Source organism: Bradyrhizobium sp. Ce-3, from assembly GCF_022835695.1.
In the GTDB taxonomy this organism is placed as follows: Bacteria; Pseudomonadota; Alphaproteobacteria; order Rhizobiales; family Xanthobacteraceae; genus Bradyrhizobium.
Window position 1 is genome coordinate 81,829 of record NZ_BQUV01000007.1, and the last position, 20,980, is coordinate 102,808.

The 20,980-nt window shown below is 65.4% G+C and carries 20 protein-coding genes; 13 read left to right on the forward strand and 7 right to left on the reverse strand.

Annotation, left to right across the window (positions count from 1 at the left end; genetic code table 11):
* Positions 1–40 precede the first annotated feature (40 nt).
* The 3 genes from BRSPCE3_RS23810 (at position 41) to BRSPCE3_RS23820 (ending at position 4,370) form a co-directional block, all read left to right on the forward strand.
* Positions 41–760, forward strand: coding sequence for an ABC transporter ATP-binding protein (locus BRSPCE3_RS23810; protein WP_244068728.1), 720 nt, complete (start codon positions 41–43; stop codon positions 758–760).
* Between the two features lie 13 nt (positions 761–773).
* On the forward strand, positions 774–3,344 hold the full coding sequence (locus BRSPCE3_RS23815) for an ABC transporter permease (protein WP_244068729.1): 2,571 nt from the start codon (positions 774–776) through the stop codon (positions 3,342–3,344).
* A 234-nt stretch (positions 3,345–3,578) separates the two neighbouring features.
* On the forward strand, positions 3,579–4,370 hold the full coding sequence (locus tag BRSPCE3_RS23820; RefSeq protein WP_097675972.1) for a Bax inhibitor-1/YccA family protein: 792 nt from the start codon (positions 3,579–3,581) through the stop codon (positions 4,368–4,370).
* 184 nt (positions 4,371–4,554) lie between these two features.
* On the opposite strand, the gene BRSPCE3_RS23825 is transcribed toward BRSPCE3_RS23820, so the two are convergent.
* The 3 genes from BRSPCE3_RS23825 to acnA form a co-directional block, all read right to left on the reverse strand.
* A complete protein-coding gene (locus BRSPCE3_RS23825; RefSeq protein ID WP_244068730.1) occupies positions 4,555–4,929 on the reverse strand; it encodes a DUF2794 domain-containing protein in 375 nt (124 codons plus the stop codon).
* Between the two features lie 557 nt (positions 4,930–5,486).
* On the reverse strand, positions 5,487–6,248 hold the full coding sequence (locus BRSPCE3_RS23830; RefSeq protein WP_244068731.1) for a thioredoxin family protein: 762 nt from the start codon (positions 6,246–6,248) through the stop codon (positions 5,487–5,489).
* A 225-nt stretch (positions 6,249–6,473) separates the two neighbouring features.
* A complete protein-coding gene (acnA, locus tag BRSPCE3_RS23835; RefSeq protein ID WP_244068732.1) occupies positions 6,474–9,194 on the reverse strand; it encodes an aconitate hydratase AcnA in 2,721 nt (906 codons plus the stop codon).
* Between the two features lie 239 nt (positions 9,195–9,433).
* Between acnA and ccmA the strand changes: the two genes are divergently transcribed.
* From ccmA to BRSPCE3_RS23865, 6 genes are all read left to right on the forward strand, one after another.
* Positions 9,434–10,036, forward strand: coding sequence for a heme ABC exporter ATP-binding protein CcmA (gene ccmA, locus BRSPCE3_RS23840; RefSeq protein WP_244069044.1), 603 nt, complete (start codon positions 9,434–9,436; stop codon positions 10,034–10,036).
* Positions 10,033–10,701 carry a heme exporter protein CcmB gene (ccmB, locus tag BRSPCE3_RS23845; RefSeq protein ID WP_244068733.1) on the forward strand — a complete coding sequence of 223 codons (669 nt, stop codon included), beginning with the start codon at positions 10,033–10,035 and terminating at the stop codon, positions 10,699–10,701. The genes ccmA and ccmB overlap by 4 nt, the downstream gene beginning before the upstream one ends.
* Positions 10,702–10,776: 75 nt before the next feature.
* A complete protein-coding gene (locus tag BRSPCE3_RS23850) occupies positions 10,777–11,562 on the forward strand; it encodes a heme ABC transporter permease (RefSeq protein WP_244069045.1) in 786 nt (261 codons plus the stop codon).
* A 4-nt stretch (positions 11,563–11,566) separates the two neighbouring features.
* Entirely contained in the window at positions 11,567–11,746 is a 180-nt protein-coding gene (gene ccmD / locus BRSPCE3_RS23855; protein WP_244069046.1) for a heme exporter protein CcmD, read from the forward strand.
* Entirely contained in the window at positions 11,743–12,336 is a 594-nt protein-coding gene (locus BRSPCE3_RS23860) for a DsbE family thiol:disulfide interchange protein (protein WP_244068734.1), read from the forward strand. The genes ccmD and BRSPCE3_RS23860 overlap by 4 nt, the downstream gene beginning before the upstream one ends.
* A 176-nt stretch (positions 12,337–12,512) precedes the next feature.
* Entirely contained in the window at positions 12,513–12,887 is a 375-nt protein-coding gene (locus BRSPCE3_RS23865) for a helix-hairpin-helix domain-containing protein (protein ID WP_244068735.1), read from the forward strand.
* Between the two features lie 67 nt (positions 12,888–12,954).
* Here BRSPCE3_RS23865 and BRSPCE3_RS23870 read toward each other — a convergent pair whose 3' ends face one another.
* Both BRSPCE3_RS23870 and ftsY read right to left on the reverse strand, forming a co-directional pair.
* The gene (locus BRSPCE3_RS23870; RefSeq protein WP_194457742.1) at positions 12,955–13,554 is read right to left on the reverse strand and encodes a septation protein A; all 600 of its coding nucleotides are present in this window, start codon (positions 13,552–13,554) and stop codon (positions 12,955–12,957) included.
* Positions 13,555–13,684: 130 nt separating this feature from the next.
* Entirely contained in the window at positions 13,685–14,629 is a 945-nt protein-coding gene (gene ftsY, locus BRSPCE3_RS23875) for a signal recognition particle-docking protein FtsY (RefSeq protein WP_244068736.1), read from the reverse strand.
* Positions 14,630–14,678: 49 nt separating this feature from the next.
* On the opposite strand from ftsY, the gene BRSPCE3_RS23880 reads away from it, so the two are divergent.
* The 3 genes from BRSPCE3_RS23880 to BRSPCE3_RS23890 all read left to right on the forward strand — a co-directional run bounded on the left by BRSPCE3_RS23880 (position 14,679) and on the right by BRSPCE3_RS23890 (position 17,824).
* Entirely contained in the window at positions 14,679–15,380 is a 702-nt protein-coding gene (locus BRSPCE3_RS23880; RefSeq protein ID WP_244068737.1) for an RluA family pseudouridine synthase, read from the forward strand.
* Between the two features lie 105 nt (positions 15,381–15,485).
* Complete coding sequence (locus BRSPCE3_RS23885; RefSeq protein WP_244068738.1) at positions 15,486–16,625, forward strand: DUF2336 domain-containing protein; 1,140 nt, start codon at positions 15,486–15,488, stop codon at positions 16,623–16,625.
* A 233-nt stretch (positions 16,626–16,858) separates the two neighbouring features.
* Entirely contained in the window at positions 16,859–17,824 is a 966-nt protein-coding gene (locus BRSPCE3_RS23890; RefSeq protein ID WP_244068739.1) for a tripartite tricarboxylate transporter substrate binding protein, read from the forward strand.
* 74 nt (positions 17,825–17,898) lie between these two features.
* Here the strand turns inward: BRSPCE3_RS23890 and mtaB are convergent, their stop codons facing one another.
* Together mtaB and dapF are read right to left on the reverse strand one after the other, a co-directional pair.
* Positions 17,899–19,182 (reverse strand): tRNA (N(6)-L-threonylcarbamoyladenosine(37)-C(2))-methylthiotransferase MtaB, encoded by a 1,284-nt coding sequence (gene mtaB / locus BRSPCE3_RS23895; RefSeq protein ID WP_244068740.1) that lies wholly within the window; start codon positions 19,180–19,182, stop codon positions 17,899–17,901.
* Between the two features lie 18 nt (positions 19,183–19,200).
* Positions 19,201–20,085 (reverse strand): diaminopimelate epimerase, encoded by an 885-nt coding sequence (gene dapF / locus BRSPCE3_RS23900; protein WP_244068741.1) that lies wholly within the window; start codon positions 20,083–20,085, stop codon positions 19,201–19,203.
* Positions 20,086–20,264: 179 nt separating this feature from the next.
* On the opposite strand from dapF, the gene BRSPCE3_RS23905 reads away from it, so the two are divergent.
* Positions 20,265–20,975 (forward strand): GyrI-like domain-containing protein, encoded by a 711-nt coding sequence (locus BRSPCE3_RS23905; RefSeq protein WP_244068742.1) that lies wholly within the window; start codon positions 20,265–20,267, stop codon positions 20,973–20,975.
* Positions 20,976–20,980 lie beyond the last annotated feature (5 nt).

Below are 20,980 nucleotides of genomic sequence, written 5' to 3' on the forward strand. Positions count from 1 at the left end.
GCCCTCGACCGCAGCCGCGGAAGTGCCATATGACCGAACCATGGACAGTCTCATCGCATCCTCTTCACTGACCGACGTCGAGCCGGACACCATTGCCGTCAGGAACGTCAATCTCTCGCTCGGCGCCGGCGCGGCACGGGTTCATATCCTCAAGGATATCAGCCTTCGTGTGGCAGCGGGTGAGGCCATCGGCCTGATCGGCCCGTCGGGCTCGGGCAAGTCGACCTTGCTGATGGTGATGGCGGGGCTCGAACGTCCTGACAGCGGAGAGGTGGTCGTCGACGGCACCTCGTTCAATGCCCTCGATGAAGATGCGCTGGCGCGCTTCCGCGGCCGTCAGGTCGGCATCGTCTTCCAGTCGTTCCATCTGATCCCGACCATGACGGCGCTGGAGAATGTCGCCGTGCCGCTCGAGCTCGCCGGCAATCCTGATGCGGCGGCGCGCGCCGCGCAGGAGCTGCAATCGGTCGGTCTCGGCGAACGCCTGCATCACTATCCGACGCAACTCTCCGGCGGCGAGCAGCAGCGCGTCGCGATCGCGCGTGCGCTGGCGCCCGATCCCGCGATTCTCGTCGCCGACGAGCCGACCGGAAATCTCGACGAGACCACCGGCAAGCAGATCGTCGACCTGCTGTTCACCAAGCACGCCGAGCGCGGCATGACGCTGGTGCTGGTGACGCACGACTTCGCGCTCGCGCAGCGCTGCGATCGTGTGGTGCGGCTGCGCTCCGGCCGCATCGACGGACAATCAACGACATGAGCTTTGCCACCCCATGAGCATTGCGTCTGAAGTCGCGCTGCAGAGCCGCGCGTCGTCGCTTGCCTTCCGTTACGCGCTGCGCGAACTGCGCGGCGGCCTCCGCGGTTTCTACGTGTTCATCGCCTGCATCGCGCTCGGCGTGATGGCGATCGCGGGCGTCGGCTCGGTCGCCGCGAGCCTCGGCGACGGCCTGTCGCGCGAAGGCCGCACGCTGCTCGGCGGCGACGTCGCCTTCTCGCTGATCTCGCGCGAGGCCAAGCCCGAGGAGGTCGCCTATCTGCGCACCCGCGGCGAGGTCTCGGTCGCGGCCACGCTGCGCGCGATGGCGCGCAGCGCTGACGGCAAGCTGGCGCTGGTCGAGCTCAAGGCGGTCGACGGCCAATATCCGATGCTCGGCGAGCTGACGCTCGAGCCGAACATGCCGATCGGCGACCTGCTCACTGAGCGCGACGGCGTTTTTGGCGCGGCTGCCGATTCCACGCTGCTGGCGCGGCTCGACCTCAAGCTCGGCGACCGCGTCACCATCGGCAGCGCGACCTACCAGATCCGCAGCGTGGTGGCGGCCGAGCCCGACAAGCTCGCCGGCGGCGTCGGCCTCGGTCCGCGCTTCCTGGTCAGCGAAGCCAGTTTGCGCGCCACCGACCTGCTGCAGCCCGGCAGCCTGGTGCGCTGGATCTACCGGGTGAAGCTGCCCGACGGCGCCAACGACGATCGCGCCACCACAGCCTTGATCGACGGCGCGCGCAGCGCCGCGCCGGAGGCCGGCTGGGAGGTCCGCAGCCGCAGCAACGCCTCGCCGCAGCTCGAGCGCACCATCAGCCGCTTCACCCAGTTCCTGACCCTGGTCGGCCTCGCCGCCCTGCTGGTCGGCGGCGTCGGCGTCGCCAATGCGGTGAAGAGCCATATCGACCGCCGCCGCGACGTCATCGCCTCGTTCAAGGCGCTCGGCGCCACCGGCCGCGACGTCTTCACGATCTACTGCACCCAGGTGGTGGTGCTGGCGGGGATCGGCTCGGTGATCGGGCTGGTGCTCGGCGCCGCGTTGCCCTTCGTCATCGTCGGGCTGTTCGGCAAGCTGCTGCCGCTGCCGGTGGTGCCGGCCCTGCATCCCGACGAGCTCGCGCTGTCCTTCCTCTACGGCCAGCTCACCGCGCTGACGTTCGGGCTGTGGCCGCTCGGCCGGGTCCATGACGTGCCGGTCGCCGCGCTGTTCCGCGAAACCGTTACCAGCGAGTGGCACCGCCCGCGCTGGAGCTATCTCGCGCTGATGACCGTGGTGATCGCGCTGCTGATCGGGGTTGCGATCGGGCTGGCCTATGACAAGCGGGTCGCCACCGTGTTCGTCGCCGCGTCGATCGCGGTGTTCCTGCTGCTGCGCGGGATCGCCGAAATCCTGATGGCGGTGGCGCGGCGGCTGCCGCGCAGCCGCCTGACCATGCTGCGGCTGGCGATCGCCAACATCCACCGGCCGGGCGCGCTGACGCCGTCGGTGGTGCTGTCGCTGGGGCTCGGGCTCGCGGTGCTCGTCACCATCACCCAGATCGACGGCAATCTGCGCCGGCAGTTTCTGGCGGCGCTGCCCGAGCGGGCGCCGTCGTTCTTCTTCATCGACATCCCCTCCCCCGAAGCCGACCGCTTCGCCGGCTTCCTGGCGCAGATCGCGCCCGGCTCGACCGTCGAGGACGTGCCGATGCTGCGCGGACGCATCGTCGCCGCGCGCGGCGTCAAGGCCGACCAGCTCAAGCCATCGGTCGATTCGGAATGGGTCCTGCAGAGCGACCGCGGCCTGACCTATACCGGCGAGATCCCCAAGGGATCGAAGATCGTCGAGGGCGAATGGTGGGGACCGGATTACAGCGGACCACCCCTGGTCTCGATGGAGAAGAAGATCGCCGACGGCCTGTCCTTGAAGATCGGCGACGAGATCGTGGTCAACGTGCTCGGCCGCGACGTGCCGGCCAAGATCGCCAATCTGCGCAGCATCGACTGGCAGGGTCTCGGCATCAATTTCGTGCTGGTGTTCTCGCCGAATGCCTTCAGGGGCGCGCCGCACAGCCATGTCGCGACGCTGACGGAACCGCATGCCGACAACACCGGCGACGCGCACATCATCAAGCAGGTCGCCGATGCGTTCCCGATGGTGACCAGCGTGCGGGTCCGCGAGGCGCTGGAGACGGTCGGCACCGTGGTCAGCAATCTGGTGCTGGCGATCCGCGGCGCCAGCGCCGTGACGCTGATCTCGGCGATCCTGGTGCTGGGCGGCGCGCTCGCCGCCGGGCACCGCCACCGCGTCTACGACGCCGTGATCCTGAAGACGCTCGGTGCCACCCGGGTGCGATTGCTCGGCGCCTACGCGCTGGAGTATCTGATGATCGGTTTTGCAACCGCCATATTCGGGGTGATCGCCGGTTCGATCGCGGCCTGGCTGATCGTGACGCGGCTGATGACGCTGAGTTTCATCTGGCAGGCCGGCAGCGCCGCGCTGGTCGTGGTCGCCGCGCTGGTCGTCACCGTCGGATTGGGGCTGGCGGGAACGCTGCTGGCGCTGAACCAGAAGCCGGCCTCGGTGCTGCGGAATTTGTGACAATTTGTAGCGGCGGCAGCGCCGTTTTGCCTATAAATGCTAGGCCAGAGCGACATTCGGCCGCGCGTGGAAGCTTGCGTCGGATGTGTTAATTTCCCACATACCACTCGGGTCGGATAGTCGGTTTGAATGACACTGAATTAATGTTCCGCAAACCGAGCCATCTGAGATAGATTTAGAACCGGCGCCGCAAATCCCTTGCGCTCCACCGGGACCAACCACGGGAATTCGACCATGTCGGACCTAGACCGCAACTACGCTTCTCCTTTCGGCCGGGCCGCCGGGCGCATTGACGCTGCGGCCGTCGACGCCGGTCTGCGCGCCTACATGCTGCGCATCTACAACTACATGAGCATCGGCCTGGCCATCACCGGCTTGGCCGCGCTCGGCGTCTACATGGGCGCGGTGACCACCGACCAGTCGGCCGCCGTCGCCAAGTTCGGCAATGCCTATCTGACGCAGTTTGGCTACGCGATGTTCGTGAGCCCGCTGAAGTGGCTGTTCATCCTCGCGCCCTTAGCGATGGTGTTCGTCATCTCGGCCGGCATCAACCGCCTGCAGCCTGCGACCGCCCAGCTGCTGTTCTGGGTGTTCTCGGCGCTGATGGGCCTGTCGCTGTCGTCGATCTTCCTGGTGTACACGCACACCTCGATCGTGCGCGTGTTCTTCATCACCGCGGCGACGTTCGGTGCGCTGAGCCTCTACGGCTACACCACCAAGCGTGACATGAGCGGCATGGGCTCGTTCCTGTTCATGGGCCTGATCGGCATCATCATCGCGAGCCTGGTCAACCTGTTCCTGGCGAGCTCGGCGCTGCAGTTCATCGTCTCGGTGGTCGGCGTGCTGGTGTTCGCGGGCCTCACCGCCTGGGACACCCAGCGGCTGAAGAACGACTACATCTACGGCTACGCCTCGCAGGGTGGCGTGGCGGCAGAGCGTGCGGCAATCACCGGTGCGCTGTCGCTCTACCTGAACTTCATCAACCTGTTCACGCTGCTGCTGCAGCTGCTCGGCCAGCGCGACTAAGCGCCTCGAGCGAACCGATCGATCCAAGCCCCGGCCCGAGCGGCCGGGGCTTTTCTTTGCGCGGAGCATAATGTGACGTAGCCCGGATGAAGCGCAGCGTAATCCGGGACAGGTTCATCCGCGGCTTCGATGGCCCCGGATTTAGCTTCGCTCCATCCGGGCTACGAGGCCGCGGCCACCGCCGCTACACCAGCGACAGCTTGCGGTCGATCACGAGCAGCACGCGCTCGAGTTCATGGCCGCGGCGCAGGATCAGGCCGGTCGGCGAAATCACGCTGTACATGCCCTGCTTGCGCGCCAGCCGGGGATCCTTCTCGATCCGGTAGATCGGCATTTCGGAGGCGCGGCGGAACACCGAGAACACGGCGCGGTCCTTCAGGAAGTCGATCGCATAGTCGCGCCATTCGCCGTCGGCGACCATGCGGCCATAGAGATTGAGAATGCGGTTGAGTTCGAGTCGATTGAACGTCACGCGGTTGGGCTGAGGGGTCGCAGCGGCGGCGGGTCGCGCCGCGGCGCGACTCCCGCTCGGATCAGTGTCCTCCGAGATCAAACTCATCGAGCGCCTCCTGTCATCTCCGCGACGATCGGATTCCGAAGGCCGGTGCCCCACTTCGGGATCGTCACGAGAGTGACATGATTGCGCTAAGCGACCGGGCCTGCAAGGGGCCATTCGCAACGCAACCAGCCCTTAACCACGCCCAGGCGCGACGGATTGTCCGGAAAACCGAAGAGTCACGGGAACGTTAGAGGAATCATATTGCTGCCCCACTTCCGCCCAGCGCCCGCCCCGCTGCCCTGCGAAAAGAAAATCCTGCGTTGGCCCGGTCCTTTCGGTTCCGGATTCCTCAGCCCCCAGCCCCCCGGGGCCGTCGGGATCGGGCCTGTTCGCAGGGGAGTTAAATCCCAACACTGGGCCAACGAAAGTTGGTCCTTTTTGTTTTTGGGGACCCGCTTCCTCACGCGCCGTCGAGATGCGCGCCACGACGCGCACCAGGGCTGGTCGGTCTTGTTTCAGCAAATGTCCGGATGCGAATGCGCGTCTCTCGCCTGAGCGCGCAGACGACGCGGCGCGAGCTCTACGACTCGATCGGCCGAAGCTCGCGCAGCCGCGCGCTAGTGAAGCGAGGTGAAGGCGGCGCCCAGCATCGGGCCCGGCTTGTCGCGATTGCCGTCCTGGACGTACACCGCCGCGGCATCGACGCCATCGCGCGTGATGTTCTCCAGCGGCACGGTCCAGCTCCCGGACGAGCCGTTCCAGTCGCCGACCTTGAGCAGATTGCGCACCACGTTGTGATACGTGATCTCATGGCCGCGATTCTCGCCGCGCGCGATCGAGATCGGCACCGACTTCGAGATCGAGCAGATCCAGACTTCGCCGCGCGACACCGCGGGCGACTTGGATGCCGCGACCGACACGTTGATCTGCTTGCCGGTCAGCGTCATCGTCACCGGCACCGACATCACGGTGCCGCTCTTCTCGGTGTCCTTGATCGCGCTCTCGATGCTGGCGCGGTCGCTGCCGATCACATGCGCGGAGCCGTTGATCACCGCCTGCGGCGTGTAGACGTCGCGATCGCCGCGCATATGCGAGTACGCTTTCTGGCGCGCGCTGAAACGGGAATCGGCCAGCGTATCCTTCCAGCCGAGATAGTCCCAATAGTCGATCGGCATGCTCAGCGCGATGACGTTGGGGTCCTTCGCGAGTTCACCGATGATCTTGTCCGCGGGCGGACAAGACGAGCATCCCTGCGAAGTGAAGAGTTCGACGACAGCACGCGGATCGGCGTGAGCGGGGCGGATGATCGCGACGATTGCGCAGATACCGAGGGCGCTGGACCATCGCGAGATAGAATTATAGGCCATCATCGCTGTCATACTGCGAACCAGTCGTGATGATTTCTATCCGTAATTGTACGGAGCATGAAGTCTGTCCCTGAACTTGCGTGCCCCAAAACGCGAGAAAGCGGCCTTTTCATAGGCCGCCTTCATTTTAGCCGCTACTCACTAAGCAGTGAGGCACCGATCACAAATCCGCGTGAGAGCATGGTCCTTCGCGACAAATGCAGGGCGTTTGCGCGGTGACCATGCTCAAACAAAGGCCTAGGCCGCGAGTTTGCGCAGCACGTAGTGCAGGATGCCGCCGTTGCGGTAGTAATCGAGCTCGTCCAGCGTGTCGATGCGGCAGAGCAGCGGGACATCCCGCTTGCCGCCGTCGGCGGAGACGATCTCGGCGGTCAGCGTCTGGCGCGGCTTCAGATCGCCCTGCAGGCCGCGGATCGTGACCTTCTCGTCGCCCTTGAGGCCGAGCGAGGACCACGACGTGCCGTCCTGGAAGGTGAGCGGAAGCACGCCCATGCCGACCAGGTTGGAGCGATGGATGCGCTCGAAGCTCTGGCAGATCACCGCGCGCACGCCGAGCAGGCGGGTGCCCTTTGCGGCCCAGTCGCGCGACGAGCCGTTGCCGTATTCGGCGCCGGCGAACACCACCAGCGGCACGCCTTCGGCCTGGTACTTCATCGCGGCGTCGTAGATCGACATCTGCGCGCCGTCGGGCCAGTGCTTGGTCAGACCGCCTTCCGGAATATTGCCGTCGGCGCCCTTCAGCATGAAGTTCTTGATGCGGATGTTGGCGAAGGTGCCGCGCATCATGACTTCATGGTTGCCGCGCCGCGTGCCGTACTGGTTGAAGTCGGCGGGGCGCACCTGGTGCTCGCTGAGGAACTTGCCGGCGGGCGAGGTCAGCTTGATCGAACCGGCCGGCGAGATGTGGTCGGTGGTGATCTTGTCGCCGAACATCGCGAGGATGCGGGCGTCGACCACGTCGACAACCGGGTCCGGCTGCTTCTTCATGCCTTCGAAATAGGGCGGGTTCTGCACATAGGTCGAGCTCATGTTCCAGCGATAGGTCTCGCTTTCCGTGGTCTTGATCTTGCGCCAGTTGGTGTCGCCCTTGAACACGTCGGCGTACTTCTTCTTGAAGATCGTCGCGGTGACGAACTTCTTCATGAAGGCGTTGATCTCCTTGGTGGTCGGCCAGATGTCCTTGAGGAACACCGGCTTGCCGTCCTTGCCGATGCCGATCGGCTCGACCGCGAGATCCTTGGTCACGGTGCCGGCGAGCGCATGGGCGACCACCAGCGGCGGCGAGGCGAGGTAGTTCGCCTGCACGTCGGGCGAGACGCGGCCTTCGAAGTTGCGGTTACCCGACAGCACCGCGGCGGCGACGATGCCGTTGTCGTTGATCGACTTCGAGATGTCTTCCGGCAGCGGGCCGGAATTGCCGATGCAGGTGGTGCAGCCGAAGCCGACCAGGTTGAAGCCGACCTTGTCGAGATCGGCCTGCAGGCCGGAATTGGCGAGATACTCCGCCACCACCTGGCTGCCCGGCGCGAGCGAGGTCTTCACCCACGGCTTGGCCTTCAGCCCCTTGGCGACCGCCTTGCGCGCCAGCAGGCCGGCGCCGATCAGCACGCTCGGGTTCGAGGTGTTGGTGCAGGAGGTGATCGCCGCGATCACGACGTCGCCATGGCCGAGATCGAAGTTGCGGCCCTCGACCGCGAAGCGCTTGGTCTCACCCTCGGGCTTCTTGTATTCGCCGACCAGGGCGGTCGCGAAACCGGTCGACACCGCCGGCAGCGCGATGCGGCCTTCGGGGCGCTTCGGTCCGGCCATCGACGGCACCACGTCGGCGAGGTCGAGCGTCAGCGTGGTGGTGAACACCGGGTCAGCCGACTTGGCGGTGCGGAACAGGCCCTGCGCCTTGGCGTAGGCCTGAACCAGCTTGACCCGATCGGCCTTGCGGCCCGAGGTCTTCAGATAATCGATGGTCGCGGCATCGACCGGGAAGAAACCGCAGGTTGCACCATATTCGGGCGCCATGTTGCCGATGGTCGCCTTGTCCGCGACCGACAGGAAATCGAGGCCGGGGCCGAAGAACTCGACGAACTTGCCGACCACGCCGAGCTTGCGCAGCATCTGGGTCACGGTCAGCACGAGGTCGGTCGCGGTGACGCCTTCCTTGAGCTGGCCCTTGAGCTTGAAGCCGACCACTTCCGGCAGCAGCATCGACAGCGGCTGGCCGAGCATGCAGGCTTCCGCCTCGATGCCGCCGACGCCCCAGCCGAGCACGGCGAGGCCGTTGACCATCGTGGTGTGCGAGTCGGTGCCGACCAGCGAGTCCGGATAGGCGACCTCGAAGGTGCCGGTCTTCTTGCCGACCGTCATCTTCTCCTTCTTGGTCCACACCGTCTGCGCGAGATATTCGAGATTGACCTGGTGGCAGATGCCGGTGCCGGGCGGCACCACCGAGAAGTTCGAGAACGCCTTCTGGCCCCACTTCAGGAACTCGTAGCGCTCCTGGTTCTGCTTGTATTCCTCGGTGACGTTCTTCGCGAATGCCTTGTTGTCACCGAAGAAGTTGACGATCACCGAGTGGTCGATGACGAGATCGACCGGCACCAGCGGGTTGATCTTCTCGGCATCGCCGCCGAGGTTCTGCATCGCGTTGCGCATCGCCGCGAGATCGACCACGGCCGGAACGCCGGTGAAATCCTGCATCAGCACGCGCGCCGGGCGGAATGCGATTTCGTGCTCGAGCTGGCGCTTCTTCAGCCACTTCGACACCGCAACGATGTCTTCCTTCTTGACGGTGCGGCCGTCCTCGTTGCGCAGCAGGTTCTCGAGCAGAACCTTCATCGAATACGGCAGCTTCGAAATACCCTTCAGTCCGTTCTTCTCTGCCTGGGGGAGGCTGTAATAGACGTAGGACTTGCCGCCGACCTTCATGGTCTTGCGGCATTTGAAGCTGTCGAGCGAGGTCATGCGAGGAATCCCAATTTTCAGTTATACCCGGCAAGGGTAACTAAACACCGGCGACCGACACTGGCCGAGGGATGGCCTGGGTGGGTTGCGGCCGCCGATTGTGTGTGCTGCATCAAGTTCCGGGCTTATAGAACCTTTCTAGAAGCACCGCCACACCGACAAGCGTGCGGCAGCGCTGCGCGACCCAAAAATTCTCACGCGGTAGCGAAAGATTTCAGAGGGCTGTGACACAACGAACCATGCGGCTCTCGGGACGAAATCTGAAATGCGTGCGCGGCGGACGCGAGGTGTTTTCCGGCCTCGATCTGTCGGCTGTGGCCGGCGAGGCGCTCGCGATCACCGGCCCCAATGGGTCGGGCAAGACCTCGCTGCTGCGCGTCCTCGCCGGGCTGCTGGTTCCGGCCGAGGGGTCGATCGCGCTCGAGGGCGGCGACGCCGAGCTCAGCCTGCCCGAACAGGCGCACTATCTCGGCCATCGCGACGCCCTGAAGCCGGCACTGAGTGTCGCGGAAAATCTTTCCTTCTGGCGGGATTTCCTCGGCGGCGAGACCCGCGACGCCGGCCAATGCCTCGTCGCCGTGGCGCTCGACCACGCCGCGCACCTGCCGGCGGCCTACCTCTCCGCCGGCCAGCGCCGCCGGCTGTCGATCGCCCGCCTGCTCTCGGTGCGGCGGCCGGTCTGGCTGCTGGACGAGCCGACATCGGCGCTCGATGCGGCCGGACAGGCGCTGTTCGTCGGCCTGATGCGCGACCATCTCGCCAGCGGCGGCCTGATCGTCGCCGCGACGCACCTGCCGCTCGGCATCGATGCGCGCGATTTGCGGATGGGAGGCGCGGCATGAGCGCGCTGGCTGCATTGATCCGCCGCGACATCCGGATCGCGTTGCGCGTCGGCGGCGGCGCGCTGATCGGGGTGCTGTTCTTCCTCACCGTCACGGTGCTGATGCCGTTCGCGGTCGGGCCGGATCTGGCGCTGCTGTCGCGGCTCGGCCCGGCGATCCTCTGGCTCGGCGCGTTGCTGGCGAGTTTGCTGACCCTCGATCGGCTGTTCACGGCCGATCACGAGGACGGCTCGCTCGATCTCATCGTGATGAGCCGGACACCGCTGGAACTCGCCTGCGCGGCCAAGGCGCTGGCGCACTGGATCGCCGCCGGCCTGCCGCTGATCATCGCCACACCCATCCTCGGCCTGCTGCTCAACCTCGACGGCACGGCGACGCTTGCGGTGGCCGCGACCTTGCTGGCCGGAACTCCGGCGCTGACCTTTACCGGCATGATCGGCGCGGCACTGGCGGTGACACTGCATCGCGGCGGGCTATTGCTGGCGGTGCTGGTGCTGCCGCTGTCGATCCCGGTGCTGATCTTCGGCGTTGCGGCCTCGCAGGCGGCGATATCGGGTCCACTGCCGTTTGGAACACCGTTCTCGATCCTCTGCGCGCTGTCGCTTGCCAGCCTCGTGATCGGCCCATTTGCCGCCGCCGCGAGCCTGCGGCACGGACTGGACTGAGATGGACCCGATCAAATCTCGCCGAGGGGGATTCGGCCAATTGCGTGCGACACATTGGACGACTATCAGGGTGCCATGACGCTGACCGCGACGCTGACCGACCTCGCCAATCCGACCAGGTTTCTGGCGCTGACCGCGCGCATCCTGCCGTGGCTCGCCGGCGTGACCGCGATCCTGCTTGCGATCGGGCTGTACCAGTCGGCGATGGCGCCCGACGATTATCAGCAGGGCGCCACGGTCAAGATCATGTTCATCCACGTCCCGAATGCGTGGCTTTCGATGTTCGTCTGGGGCGTCATGAGCGTCGCCGCGCTCGGCACGCTGGTATGGCGGCACCCGCTCGCCGACGTCGCGGCGAAAGCCGCCGCCCCGATCGGCGCCGCCTTCACCTTCCTTGCGCTCGTCACCGGCTCGCTGTGGGGCCGGCCGATGTGGGGCACCTATTGGGAGTGGGATGCGCGGCTGACCTCGGTCTTGATCCTGTTCCTGATGTATCTCGGCCTGATGGCGCTGTGGCGCGCGGTGGAGGATCCGTCGCGCGCGGCGCGGGCGGCAGCGGTGCTGACTCTCGTTGGCGCGATCAACATCCCGATCATCAAGTTCTCGGTCGACTGGTGGAACACGCTGCATCAGCCGGCCTCGGTGCTCCGGATGGGCGGATCGACGCTCGACAAGGCGTTCCTGTGGCCGCTGCTGGTGATGGCGATCGCGTTCTCGCTGCTGTTCGTCACGCTGCACCTGGCGGCGATGCGCAACGAGATCCTGCGCCGGCGCGTGCGCAGCCTGCAGATGATGCAGGCCAGCCGCGTCGCGTTCGCGAGCGAAGCGGGCGCCGGTGCAAAAGAAATCGGAGCGGCCTGACACGATGTCGCTCGGTCCCTACGCCTCCTTCATCGTGACGTCCTATGCCCTGGTCGCAGCCGTCGTGCTGCTGTTGATCGTGTGGATCGTCGCCGACTATCGCCGGCAGCAGGCGCGCCTCAAGGAGATCGAGGCCAGCGGCATTACGCGCCGCTCCGGCCGCAGCGCGGCGGATATCAGATGAGCGAGCAGGCGACCAACAGCCCGCCGCAAGCGCGCCGCCTGCTGGTGCTGCTGCCGCTGGTGGTTTTCCTCGCCCTCGCCGGGCTGTTCCTGCTGCGGCTCTATGGCGGCGATCCGTCGAAAATCCCGTCAGCGCTGATCGGCCGGCCGGCGCCACAGACCGCCCTGCCCGCGCTCGACGGCCTGGTGAAGGACGGCACGCCCGTCCCCGGCCTCGATCCTGCGGCCTTCAAGGGCAAGGTCTCAATCGTCAACGTCTGGGCATCCTGGTGCGTGCCCTGCCATGACGAAGCGCCGCTGCTGACCGAACTCGGTAAGGACAAGCGCTTCCAGATCATCGGCATCAACTACAAGGACTCGCCCGAGAACGCGCGGCGCTTCCTCGGCCGCTACGGCAATCCGTTCGGCATCGTCGGCGTCGACGGCAACGGCCGCGCCTCGATCGAATGGGGCGTCTACGGCGTGCCCGAGACCTTCCTGGTCGGGCGCGAGGGCACGATCGTCTACAAGCTGGTCGGCCCGGTGACGCCCGAGAACGTCAACACCGTGCTGAAGGCCGAGATCGAGAAGGCGCTGCGCGCGGGACAGTAAACCGCATCGGCGTGCCGTGACTCGCGAACCTGAATCGCGCATGAATGACGCGAGAAAACACCTGCGGCATAATACTTCGACAGGTTTATCTCAGGTTCATTTCGCGGCCACGGCAACGCCATGAACCCAACCCCAACTGAGCAGCGTTGACATCAACGTTCCTCTGGAGGGGACATATGCGCAAGACCACGCTCGCTTCACTTCTCGCCACCACGCTCGCACTCGGCATGATCACGGCGTCGCCGTCGATGGCCCAGACTCCGCAGCCGGCTGCACCCGCTGCGAAGTCCGAGAGCAAGATGGCTCCCGCCCCGAAGGCCGTCACACCTGAGTTGAAGACGACGGGAATGGCGAAGGACGACCTGCTCGACATCAACAGCGCCAGCACCGACCAGCTCGACGCGCTGCCGGGTGTCGGCAAGGCCTATTCGGCCGCGATCATCAAGGGCCGCCCCTACAAGGGCAAGGATGAACTGGTACAGAAGAACATCCTGCCGCAGGCGACCTACGACAAGATCAAGGACAAGATCGTCGCCAAGCAGAAGAGCTAGGCTCTGAAGACTTGATCTCTGAAGCCTCGAACGCAGCGCGGCGCAATCGCCCGCGCTGCGTTCCGAGCTACTTCCGCAGGTCGCCGGCTTCCGCTTCGCTGGTTTCCAGCGAGACCGGCTCCAGATGATAGCGCTTGGTCAGCGGCATCTGGGCGATGGCGAAGATCATGGTCAGCGGGGTGACCCCGAACACCTTGAAGTTCACCCAGAAATCGGTGGTCTGGGTGCGCCAGACGATCTCGTTGAGGATAGCCATACCGGCAAAGAACAGCGCCCAGCGCATGGTGAGGATGCGCCAACCCTGCGGCGTCAGGTTGAACATCTGGTCGAACATCACCGCGATGAAGGAGCGGCCGAACAACAGCCCGCCGCCGAGCACGGCCGCGAACAGGCCGTAGATGATGGTCGGCTTGACCTTGATGAAGGTCTCGTCGTGCAGCACCAGCGTCAGGGTGCCGAACACCAGCACGATCGCGCCGGTCACCAGCGCCATGATCGGCACGTGCCTGGTCACCACATAGGATGCGATCATGGCAGCTACGATCGCCACCATGAACGCAGCCGTGGCGACGAACAGATGGTACTTGGCATTGGCGACGAAGAACACGAGCAGCGGCCCGAGTTCGGTTGCGAGCTTGAACAGCGGATGCGGCTGGGTCTTGTCCATCAATTCAATCCATCGAACTCTTATCTTGGCCATCCTTCCAGACGGCGCCTCGCGCCTCCTCGGGATGACGACCTTCGTATCCAACCGTCATCCTGAGAAGCGCGCATTTGCGCGCGTCTCGAAGGATGAATTACTCGATCCCGGCAATCGCCTTGGCAAAGTCCTTCGCGGTGAAGGGCGCGAGATCCTCGACGCCTTCGCCGACGCCGATGAAATGCACCGGCAGCCGATGCTTCTCCGACAGCGCGACCAGGATGCCGCCGCGCGCGGTGCCGTCAAGCTTGGTCATCACCAGGCCGGTGACGCCTGCCGTACGATGAAACGCCTCGACCTGCGACAGCGCATTTTGTCCCACCGTGGCGTCGAGCACGAGCAGCACCGCATGCGGCGCCGTCGCATCGACCTTCTTGATCACGCGCACGACTTTTTCGAGCTCGTTCATCAGCTCGGACTTGTTCTGCAGCCGGCCGGCGGTGTCGATCAACAGCACGTCTCGCGCCTGCTCCCTGGCCGCGGTCAGCGCGCTGAAGGCGAGGCTTGCCGAATCCGAGCCCTGCGCGCCCGCGATCACCGGCGACTTGGTGCGCTCGCCCCAGATCTTGAGCTGCTCGATGGCCGCGGCGCGGAAGGTGTCCCCGGCGGCCAGCATGACCTTGCGGCCTTCGGCGGAGAACTTCGCGGCCAGCTTGCCGATCGTCGTGGTCTTGCCGGAGCCGTTGACGCCGACAACCAGGATCACGAACGGCTTCAGCGTCGCATCGATCTCGAGCGGCTTCGCCACCGGCGCCAGCACCTTCTCGACCTCGGTCGCAACGACGTCCTTGACCTCGTCGGCCGAGATCGCCTTGTCATAGCGGCCCTTGCCGACCGCCTCCGCGATGCGGACCGCCACGTCGGTACCGAGGTCGGCGCGCAGCAGCACATCCTCGATATCGTCGAGCATGGCCGAATCGAGCTTGCGCTTGGTGACGAGGTCGGCGACCGCGGTCCCGATCGAACTCGAGGTCCGCTTCAGGCCGCCTTTCAGCCGCTGCCACCAGCTCTGTTTGGGAGTTCCCGCAGTGGTATCGTTCATGGCGCGGCTGTGTTAGCCGTTTCGCCTCACAAACGAAAGTCTCGACGAATTGATCGATGTTCCCCAATTGACCGCGGAAGAAATCCTGGGCCGGGTGCTCCACCGCGACGGGCTGATGCTGGTCATAGACAAGCCGGCCGGCCTGCCGGTGCATCGCGGCCCCAAGGGCGGGCCCAATCTGGAGGCCTCGTTCGACGCGCTGCGATTCGGCCTGCCGCGACCGCCGGTGCTGGCGCATCGGCTCGACAAGGACACCTCCGGCTGCCTCGTCCTGGGACGCCACCGCAAGGCAACCGCCTCGCTCGGGCTGCTGTTCAAGCACAGCAAGATCGCAAAGACCTATTGGACCGTGGTCGAGGGCGGCCCCACGGAGGACGAAGGCACCATCGACATGCCGCTCGGCCGGCTCAACGCCGAGCGCGGCTGGTGGCAGAAGCCGGATCCGGACGGGCAGAAGGCGATCACCAACTGGAAGGTGCTGGGACGCGGCGACGGTCTCGCCTGGCTGGCGATGGAGCCGATCACCGGCCGCACCCATCAGCTGCGGGTGCATTCCTCGGCGATGGGCTGGCCGATCGTCGGCGACAACATCTATGGCAACGGCCCGCGCTTCGGCGAGCCGACCCTGCATCTGCATTCCCGCGCAATCGGCATCCCGATCTCCCGCAACAAGGACCCGGTGCATGTCGTAGCACCTGCGCCCGAGCACATGCAGGCGCGGCTCAAGGCCTGCGGCTGGAATGGCGAGTAACCTCCGTGATTTTACGGACAATTATCCTTTACGGAACATTCAGCCCGATCCGGTAGTCCTGCAGGCGGCTTAGAAAAGCGCGCCGCGACGGGCTCAGGACGAGCAATGCTGAATGATGGGCAAGCAATTGTCGACGAGGTCGAGGCTGCGATACGCGCCGGCTCCGCCGAGAAATGCATCACCACGGCAAAGCGCGTCACCAGCCTTTTCCTCGCATCGGCCGGCAGCTTCAACAACGAGCAGGTCGAGCTGTTCGACAACGTGCTCGAGCGTCTGGTGAAGACCATCGAGCTGCGCGCGCTTGCCGACATCAGCGCCCGGATGGCGCTCAGCGACATCAGCGAGCAGCTCGCGCCGGTCGCCCAGGCGCCGCCCGCGATCATTCGCCGTCTCGCCGGCAATGACGAGATCAGGATCGCGCGGCCGATCCTGCAGGAATCCTCGCGGCTCAGCGCGGACGATTTGGTCGAGCTCGCGCAAACCAAAAGCGAGCAGCACCTGCTCGCCGTCGCCGGCCGCTGGTGGCTGAAGGAAGTCGTCACCGACGCGCTGCTGGCTCGCCGCTTTGCCAGCGTCAGTCACCGTCTGGTCACCAATCCCGGCGCCAAGCTGTCGCCGGACGGCTTTGCCATCATCCTCGCGCAGGCCGAGCACGATCCGGTACTCGCGGTGCAGACCGGCATCCGCGCCGATCTGCCCTCGGAGCTGCGCCTTCAGCTGCTGCGCGATGCAACTGATGAGGTTCGCGGCCGCTTGCTGGAACGCGCCCCGCCCTATCTGTTCGAGGAGATCAGGAGCGCGATTGCCGCGGTCGCCGCCGGCGTCGAGCGCGACATGTCGCAGGTGCGCGATTTCACCGCGGCGCGGCGCCTCGTCGCCAAGCTGAAAGACAGCGGCGAGCTCAACGAGGCCGCCCTGCTCGGCTTCGCCAGGCAGCGAAAATATGAAGAGACCATCGTTGCGCTGGCGGACCTTGCGCAGTCGAGCATCGAGGTGATCCGCTCCCTGATGCAGAGCCTGCGCAGCGAGGGCCTGCTGGTGCCGTGCCGCGCCGCGGGCCTGAGCTGGGAGACCACCGCCGCGGTGATGGAATGCCGCTACACCACCGGCTCGATGGGACCGGTGGAGCTCGGCCAGGCGAAGAACCAGTTCACGAAATTGACCCGCGAAAACGCCGATCGCCTGCTGCGATTCTGGCAGGTGCGCGCTGCGCAGCCGGCAAGGCCGGGCGGACGCACGCACTGAGAGCGTCATGCGCGATGGCGCGACTGATCGCGATTTCAACCACCCGGCTCGGTGCCATCATCCGCGCATGCGGGTGATTTGACGCTTGCAAGCAGACAAGCAGAGGAAACGCCCCTCCACATCCTTTCGGGGTACGCATTTTTCTCTCGTGGCATTCCCCGGTGCGCCAACAATCTCGATGTCGTCCCTGCGAAGATGGAGACCCATAGCCACGAACGGTTGTTGATGGGCGAATGAAGCGACGCACCTTCATCGCAAGCTCAGTCGCACTGCTGGCCGCACCGGACATCGCGTGGGCGCAGGCCTATCCGGCACGACCGGTGCGCGTGATCGTTCCGTTCGGGCCAGGCGGGAACGCCGATGTTTTCGGCCGCATCATCGCGCAAGAATTATCGGAGCAGCTTGGAGAGCAGTTCTATGTCGAGAACGTGAGCGGCGCCGGCGGCAACATTGGCGTTGGCCGAGCGGCCACGACGGCGCCCGACGGTTACACTGTCCTCGTCACTCCGCCCAATTTCACGATCAATCCCGCATTGCACGACAAGGTGCCCTATGACGCCCGCACATCCTTTGATGCGGTAACACTCGCCGTCAGCACGAGTGTCGCGCTCGCGTTAAATCCCTCGGTGCCGGCGCAGACGCTCAAGGAGCTGGCTGCCCTGATTAAAAGCAATCCCGGCAAATTCAACTACGCAACAGCCGGGGCGGGGTCGCCCGGACATATCGTAGGCGAGATGCTGCGCCAGTCGCTTGGCGTCGACCTCGTGCATATCCCCTACAACAGCGCTGCCTTGGCAATCGGCTCGACGGTAGCGGGCCATACGACGATGTGCCTTGCCGCACCAGCGCCAGTTGTGCCGCAGCTCGAGGACGGCAAGCTGCGCGCGTTGGCGGTGGCGTACAGGAGACGGCTGCAGGCGCTCGCCGACGTGCCAACGACGGCGGAAGCGGGCTATCCGGACATCGAGTTCGACAATTGGTTCGGAGTCTTTGTCCCGGCCGGCACGCATCGGGATATCATTGCGCTCCTCAACCGAGAAATCGTCAAGAGCATGTCGCATCCGGACGTGAAGGCGCGGTTGCTAACGCTCGGCTTCGAGCCGGTTGGGAGCACCCCGGCGGAGTTCGGCGAACAAGTCGCGATCGAACTTGAAAAATGGGCCAGGGTGATCCAGGCAACCAACATCCGGACTGAGTGAGGGCGCAATCCGCGTCCGGCTCATGCTTTGCATGACCCGGAATGACGAGAGGGGAACGGGCGGAGAGCGTCGTCTCAACGAACGTCGCCGACCGATGCGGCAAGACGCGCACCGCCATGGCCGGTCACGACGAGCCGCCGCACCATGCCCGGCTCATCGCCCTCGATCGCAACCGGCAGGAAATGCTCGGTGCGGCCTTGCCGCTCGCTTTCGATCAGCACCTCGCGCGTGGCGCCGACTTCCGCCGCGAGTCGCCGCAGCAGCGCAGCCTCACCCGCCGACCGCAATCGCTTCGCGCGCTCCCTGATCGTTGCGCCTGCGACCTGCGGCATCCGTGCGGCCGGCGTGCCGGGACGCGGCGAATAGGGGAATACATGCAGGAAGGTGAGGTCGCATGCCTCGATCAGGTCGAGCGAGCGCGAAAACATCTCGTCAGTCTCGGTCGGGAAACCTGCGATGATGTCGGCGCCGAACGCGATGTCCGGCCGCAGCCGGCGGACCTGCGCGCAGAAGTCGATCGCGTGCTGGCGTGAATGCCGGCGCTTCATCCGCTTCAGGATCATGTCGTCGCCTGATTGCAGCGACAGATGCAGATGCGGCATCAAACGCGCGTCGTCGGCGATCACATCGAGCAAATCACGGTCGGCCTCGATCGAATCGATCGAGGAGATGCGCAGCCGCTTCAGCTCGGGCACGTGACGCAGGATCTGGCGGGTCAATTGTCCGAGCTTCGGCGCGCCGGGCAGGTCGGCGCCATAGCTCGTGAGATCGACGCCGGTCAGCACGATCTCGGCATGGCCGCGCTCGACCAGAGTACGGATCTGATCGACCACCGCGCCCATCGGCACCGAGCGCGAATTGCCGCGGCCATAGGGGATGATGCAGAAGGTGCAGCGATGGTCGCAGCCATTCTGCACCTGCACGAACACCCGCGGCAGGCCGCGCGCGTAGCCGTCGAGCAGATGCGGCGCCATCTCCGTCACCGCCATGATGTCGGCGACTGCGACCTTCTCGCTTGCAGCGGTGCCGAACGGCGCATCGAAGGCTGCACGTGCCGCCTGCCAGGCGGCACCGCGCATCTTCTCGTCATTGCCGACGACGCGATCGACCTCGGCCATCTCAGCGAACATCTGGCTTTGCGTCTGCGCCGCGCAGCCGGTGACGACGATGCGTGCGGCCGGGCGCTCGCGCTTCAGCTTGCGGATCGACTGCCGGGCCTGCGCCACCGCCTCGTTGGTGACGGCGCAGCTGTTGATGACGACGGTATCGGTGAGCCCAGCCTGCTCGGCCTCGCGCCTGATCACCTCGGATTCGAAGGCGTTGAGGCGGCAGCCAAAGGTGACGACATCGACGGCCATGACGGATTCCAAGCCTGATCAGGCGACGCTGGCGAACAGCGCCGGATCGAAGCGGCCCTCATATTCGAAATCGGCGGTGCCGGTCATCAGCACATGATCGTCGCGCTCGCGCCACTCGATGCCGAGCTTGCCGCCGGGCAGCGTGATCTCGACGCTGCGGTTGGCGCGCTTCAGCCGCGCCGCCGCCACCGCCGTCGCGCAGGCCGCCGAGCCGCAGGCCCTGGTGAGGCCGGCGCCGCGCTCCCAGGTGCGGATCGTGATGTGGTCGCGATCGACGATATGGGCGAGCGTGATGTTGGCGCGCTCCGGGAAGATCGGATGGTTTTCCAGCAGCGGCCCAAACCGCTCGAGGTCGTAGGCATTGACGTCATCGACCCAGAAGATCGCATGCGGATTGCCCATCGAGACCACCGAGGGCGAATGCAGCACCGGATTGTCGATCGGGCCGACCTGCAACTCGATGTAGCGGGTGTCGCGAAATTCCTCAGCCAGCGGAATGTCCTGCCAGCCGAACTTCGGCGCGCCCATGTCGACCGTGTAGAGGTCGGGCGCCGGCCCCTGCCAGCAATTGAGCAGCCCGGCCCGGGTCTGGAACGTCGCCGTGGTCTGGCCGGTCTTCTCGAAGATCCGCCGCACCACGCAACGCATGCCGTTGCCGCAGGCGCCGGCCTCCGAGCCGTCATTATTGTAGATCGTGATGTACGCTTCGGTGCCGTCGAGCCGCGGCGGCTGCAGCACCATCAGCTGGTCATAGGGCGCCCCAGCCGGCGACGCCACCGCGCGCGCCTCTTCGGCCGAAACCTGTGCCCGACCTGGTGCCGCAGAATCGCGCAGGTCGACGACGACGATCTCGTTGCCGATGCCGTTCATCTTGGCGAATGCGTGATTGGCGAGCGCGCTCATCGATTTTCCTAAATTCTGCCCGGTTATATGGCGAGTGGTGGCCCCTTAGCCAGTCTGAATAGCCCTATGACACATCTGTCATGGGACGAATGCAGAACTCGCGTGTTAGGAATATCGCACCTCGCGGACCGCACACCGGGACAGAGCGGCCGTCTGGGGAAGGGGATGGAGAATAACAAATGAACCGTATCAACACGCTCCGCGCCGCCCTGGTCGCGCTGCTCCCTTTGGCCGCGATCACACTGGCAGGCCCGGCACCTGCCCAGTCGCCATCCGCCTCGCCCGCTCCAGCGGCAAGCCCGAGCCCAATGCCCGCGCCGGCGCCATCGGCAACGCCGGTGCCCCCGCCGGCCGAGACCAAGTCGCCGGCCGACAGCCCGGCCGCGTCGCAGAGCCCGGCGCCGCCGCCGGCCGCCCCCGTGCAGACCGCCGACCCGTTCGGCGAGCCGTTCACGCTGGAGCCGAAAAAGGTCGTGATGCTGAAGGGCACGGCGAACTGGGATTCGGCGTTCGACGCGCTGATCGAGGCGTTCAAGCAGCTCACCGCCCTGCTCGACAAGGACGGCGTCAAGGCCGCGGGCAATCCGATGATCGTCTACACCTCGACCGACGACACCGGCTTCACCTTCATCGCCGAGATCCCGGTCGATCAGGACCTGAAGAATCTCGGCAAGAGCATCAGCATGGGCAATTCGCCCGACGGCAAGGCGCTGAAGTTCGTCCATCGCGGGTCCTACGACAACATGGACAACACCTATGAGGCGATCACCAATCACCTCGACGACAAGAAGCTCGAAGCCAAGGACACCTTCATCGAGGAATACATCACCGATCCCTTGAAGACCGCCGAAGACAAGCTTGTGATCAACGTCTACGTACCCCTGAAGTGAGCCAA

Excerpts from the sequence above, each read along its gene's own strand:
- BRSPCE3_RS23890 (WP_244068739.1), top strand. The coding sequence starts at position 16,859 with ATGAAGCGACGCACCTTCATCGCAAGCTCAGTCGCACTGCTGGCCGCA.
- BRSPCE3_RS23830 (WP_244068731.1), bottom strand. The coding sequence starts at position 6,248 with ATGACAGCGATGATGGCCTATAATTCTATCTCGCGATGGTCCAGCGCC.
- ccmD (WP_244069046.1), top strand. The coding sequence starts at position 11,567 with ATGTCGCTCGGTCCCTACGCCTCCTTCATCGTGACGTCCTATGCCCTG.
- BRSPCE3_RS23850 (WP_244069045.1), top strand. The coding sequence starts at position 10,777 with ATGACGCTGACCGCGACGCTGACCGACCTCGCCAATCCGACCAGGTTT.
- BRSPCE3_RS23810 (WP_244068728.1), top strand. The coding sequence starts at position 41 with ATGGACAGTCTCATCGCATCCTCTTCACTGACCGACGTCGAGCCGGAC.
- ccmA (WP_244069044.1), top strand. The coding sequence starts at position 9,434 with ATGCGGCTCTCGGGACGAAATCTGAAATGCGTGCGCGGCGGACGCGAG.
- dapF (WP_244068741.1), bottom strand. The coding sequence starts at position 20,085 with ATGAGCGCGCTCGCCAATCACGCATTCGCCAAGATGAACGGCATCGGC.
- mtaB (WP_244068740.1), bottom strand. The coding sequence starts at position 19,182 with ATGGCCGTCGATGTCGTCACCTTTGGCTGCCGCCTCAACGCCTTCGAA.
- ftsY (WP_244068736.1), bottom strand. The coding sequence starts at position 14,629 with ATGAACGATACCACTGCGGGAACTCCCAAACAGAGCTGGTGGCAGCGG.
- BRSPCE3_RS23905 (WP_244068742.1), top strand. The coding sequence starts at position 20,265 with ATGAACCGTATCAACACGCTCCGCGCCGCCCTGGTCGCGCTGCTCCCT.
- BRSPCE3_RS23860 (WP_244068734.1), top strand. The coding sequence starts at position 11,743 with ATGAGCGAGCAGGCGACCAACAGCCCGCCGCAAGCGCGCCGCCTGCTG.
- BRSPCE3_RS23825 (WP_244068730.1), bottom strand. The coding sequence starts at position 4,929 with ATGAGTTTGATCTCGGAGGACACTGATCCGAGCGGGAGTCGCGCCGCG.
- BRSPCE3_RS23865 (WP_244068735.1), top strand. The coding sequence starts at position 12,513 with ATGCGCAAGACCACGCTCGCTTCACTTCTCGCCACCACGCTCGCACTC.
- BRSPCE3_RS23870 (WP_194457742.1), bottom strand. The coding sequence starts at position 13,554 with ATGGACAAGACCCAGCCGCATCCGCTGTTCAAGCTCGCAACCGAACTC.
- ccmB (WP_244068733.1), top strand. The coding sequence starts at position 10,033 with ATGAGCGCGCTGGCTGCATTGATCCGCCGCGACATCCGGATCGCGTTG.
- BRSPCE3_RS23820 (WP_097675972.1), top strand. The coding sequence starts at position 3,579 with ATGTCGGACCTAGACCGCAACTACGCTTCTCCTTTCGGCCGGGCCGCC.
- BRSPCE3_RS23885 (WP_244068738.1), top strand. The coding sequence starts at position 15,486 with ATGCTGAATGATGGGCAAGCAATTGTCGACGAGGTCGAGGCTGCGATA.
- acnA (WP_244068732.1), bottom strand. The coding sequence starts at position 9,194 with ATGACCTCGCTCGACAGCTTCAAATGCCGCAAGACCATGAAGGTCGGC.
- BRSPCE3_RS23815 (WP_244068729.1), top strand. The coding sequence starts at position 774 with ATGAGCATTGCGTCTGAAGTCGCGCTGCAGAGCCGCGCGTCGTCGCTT.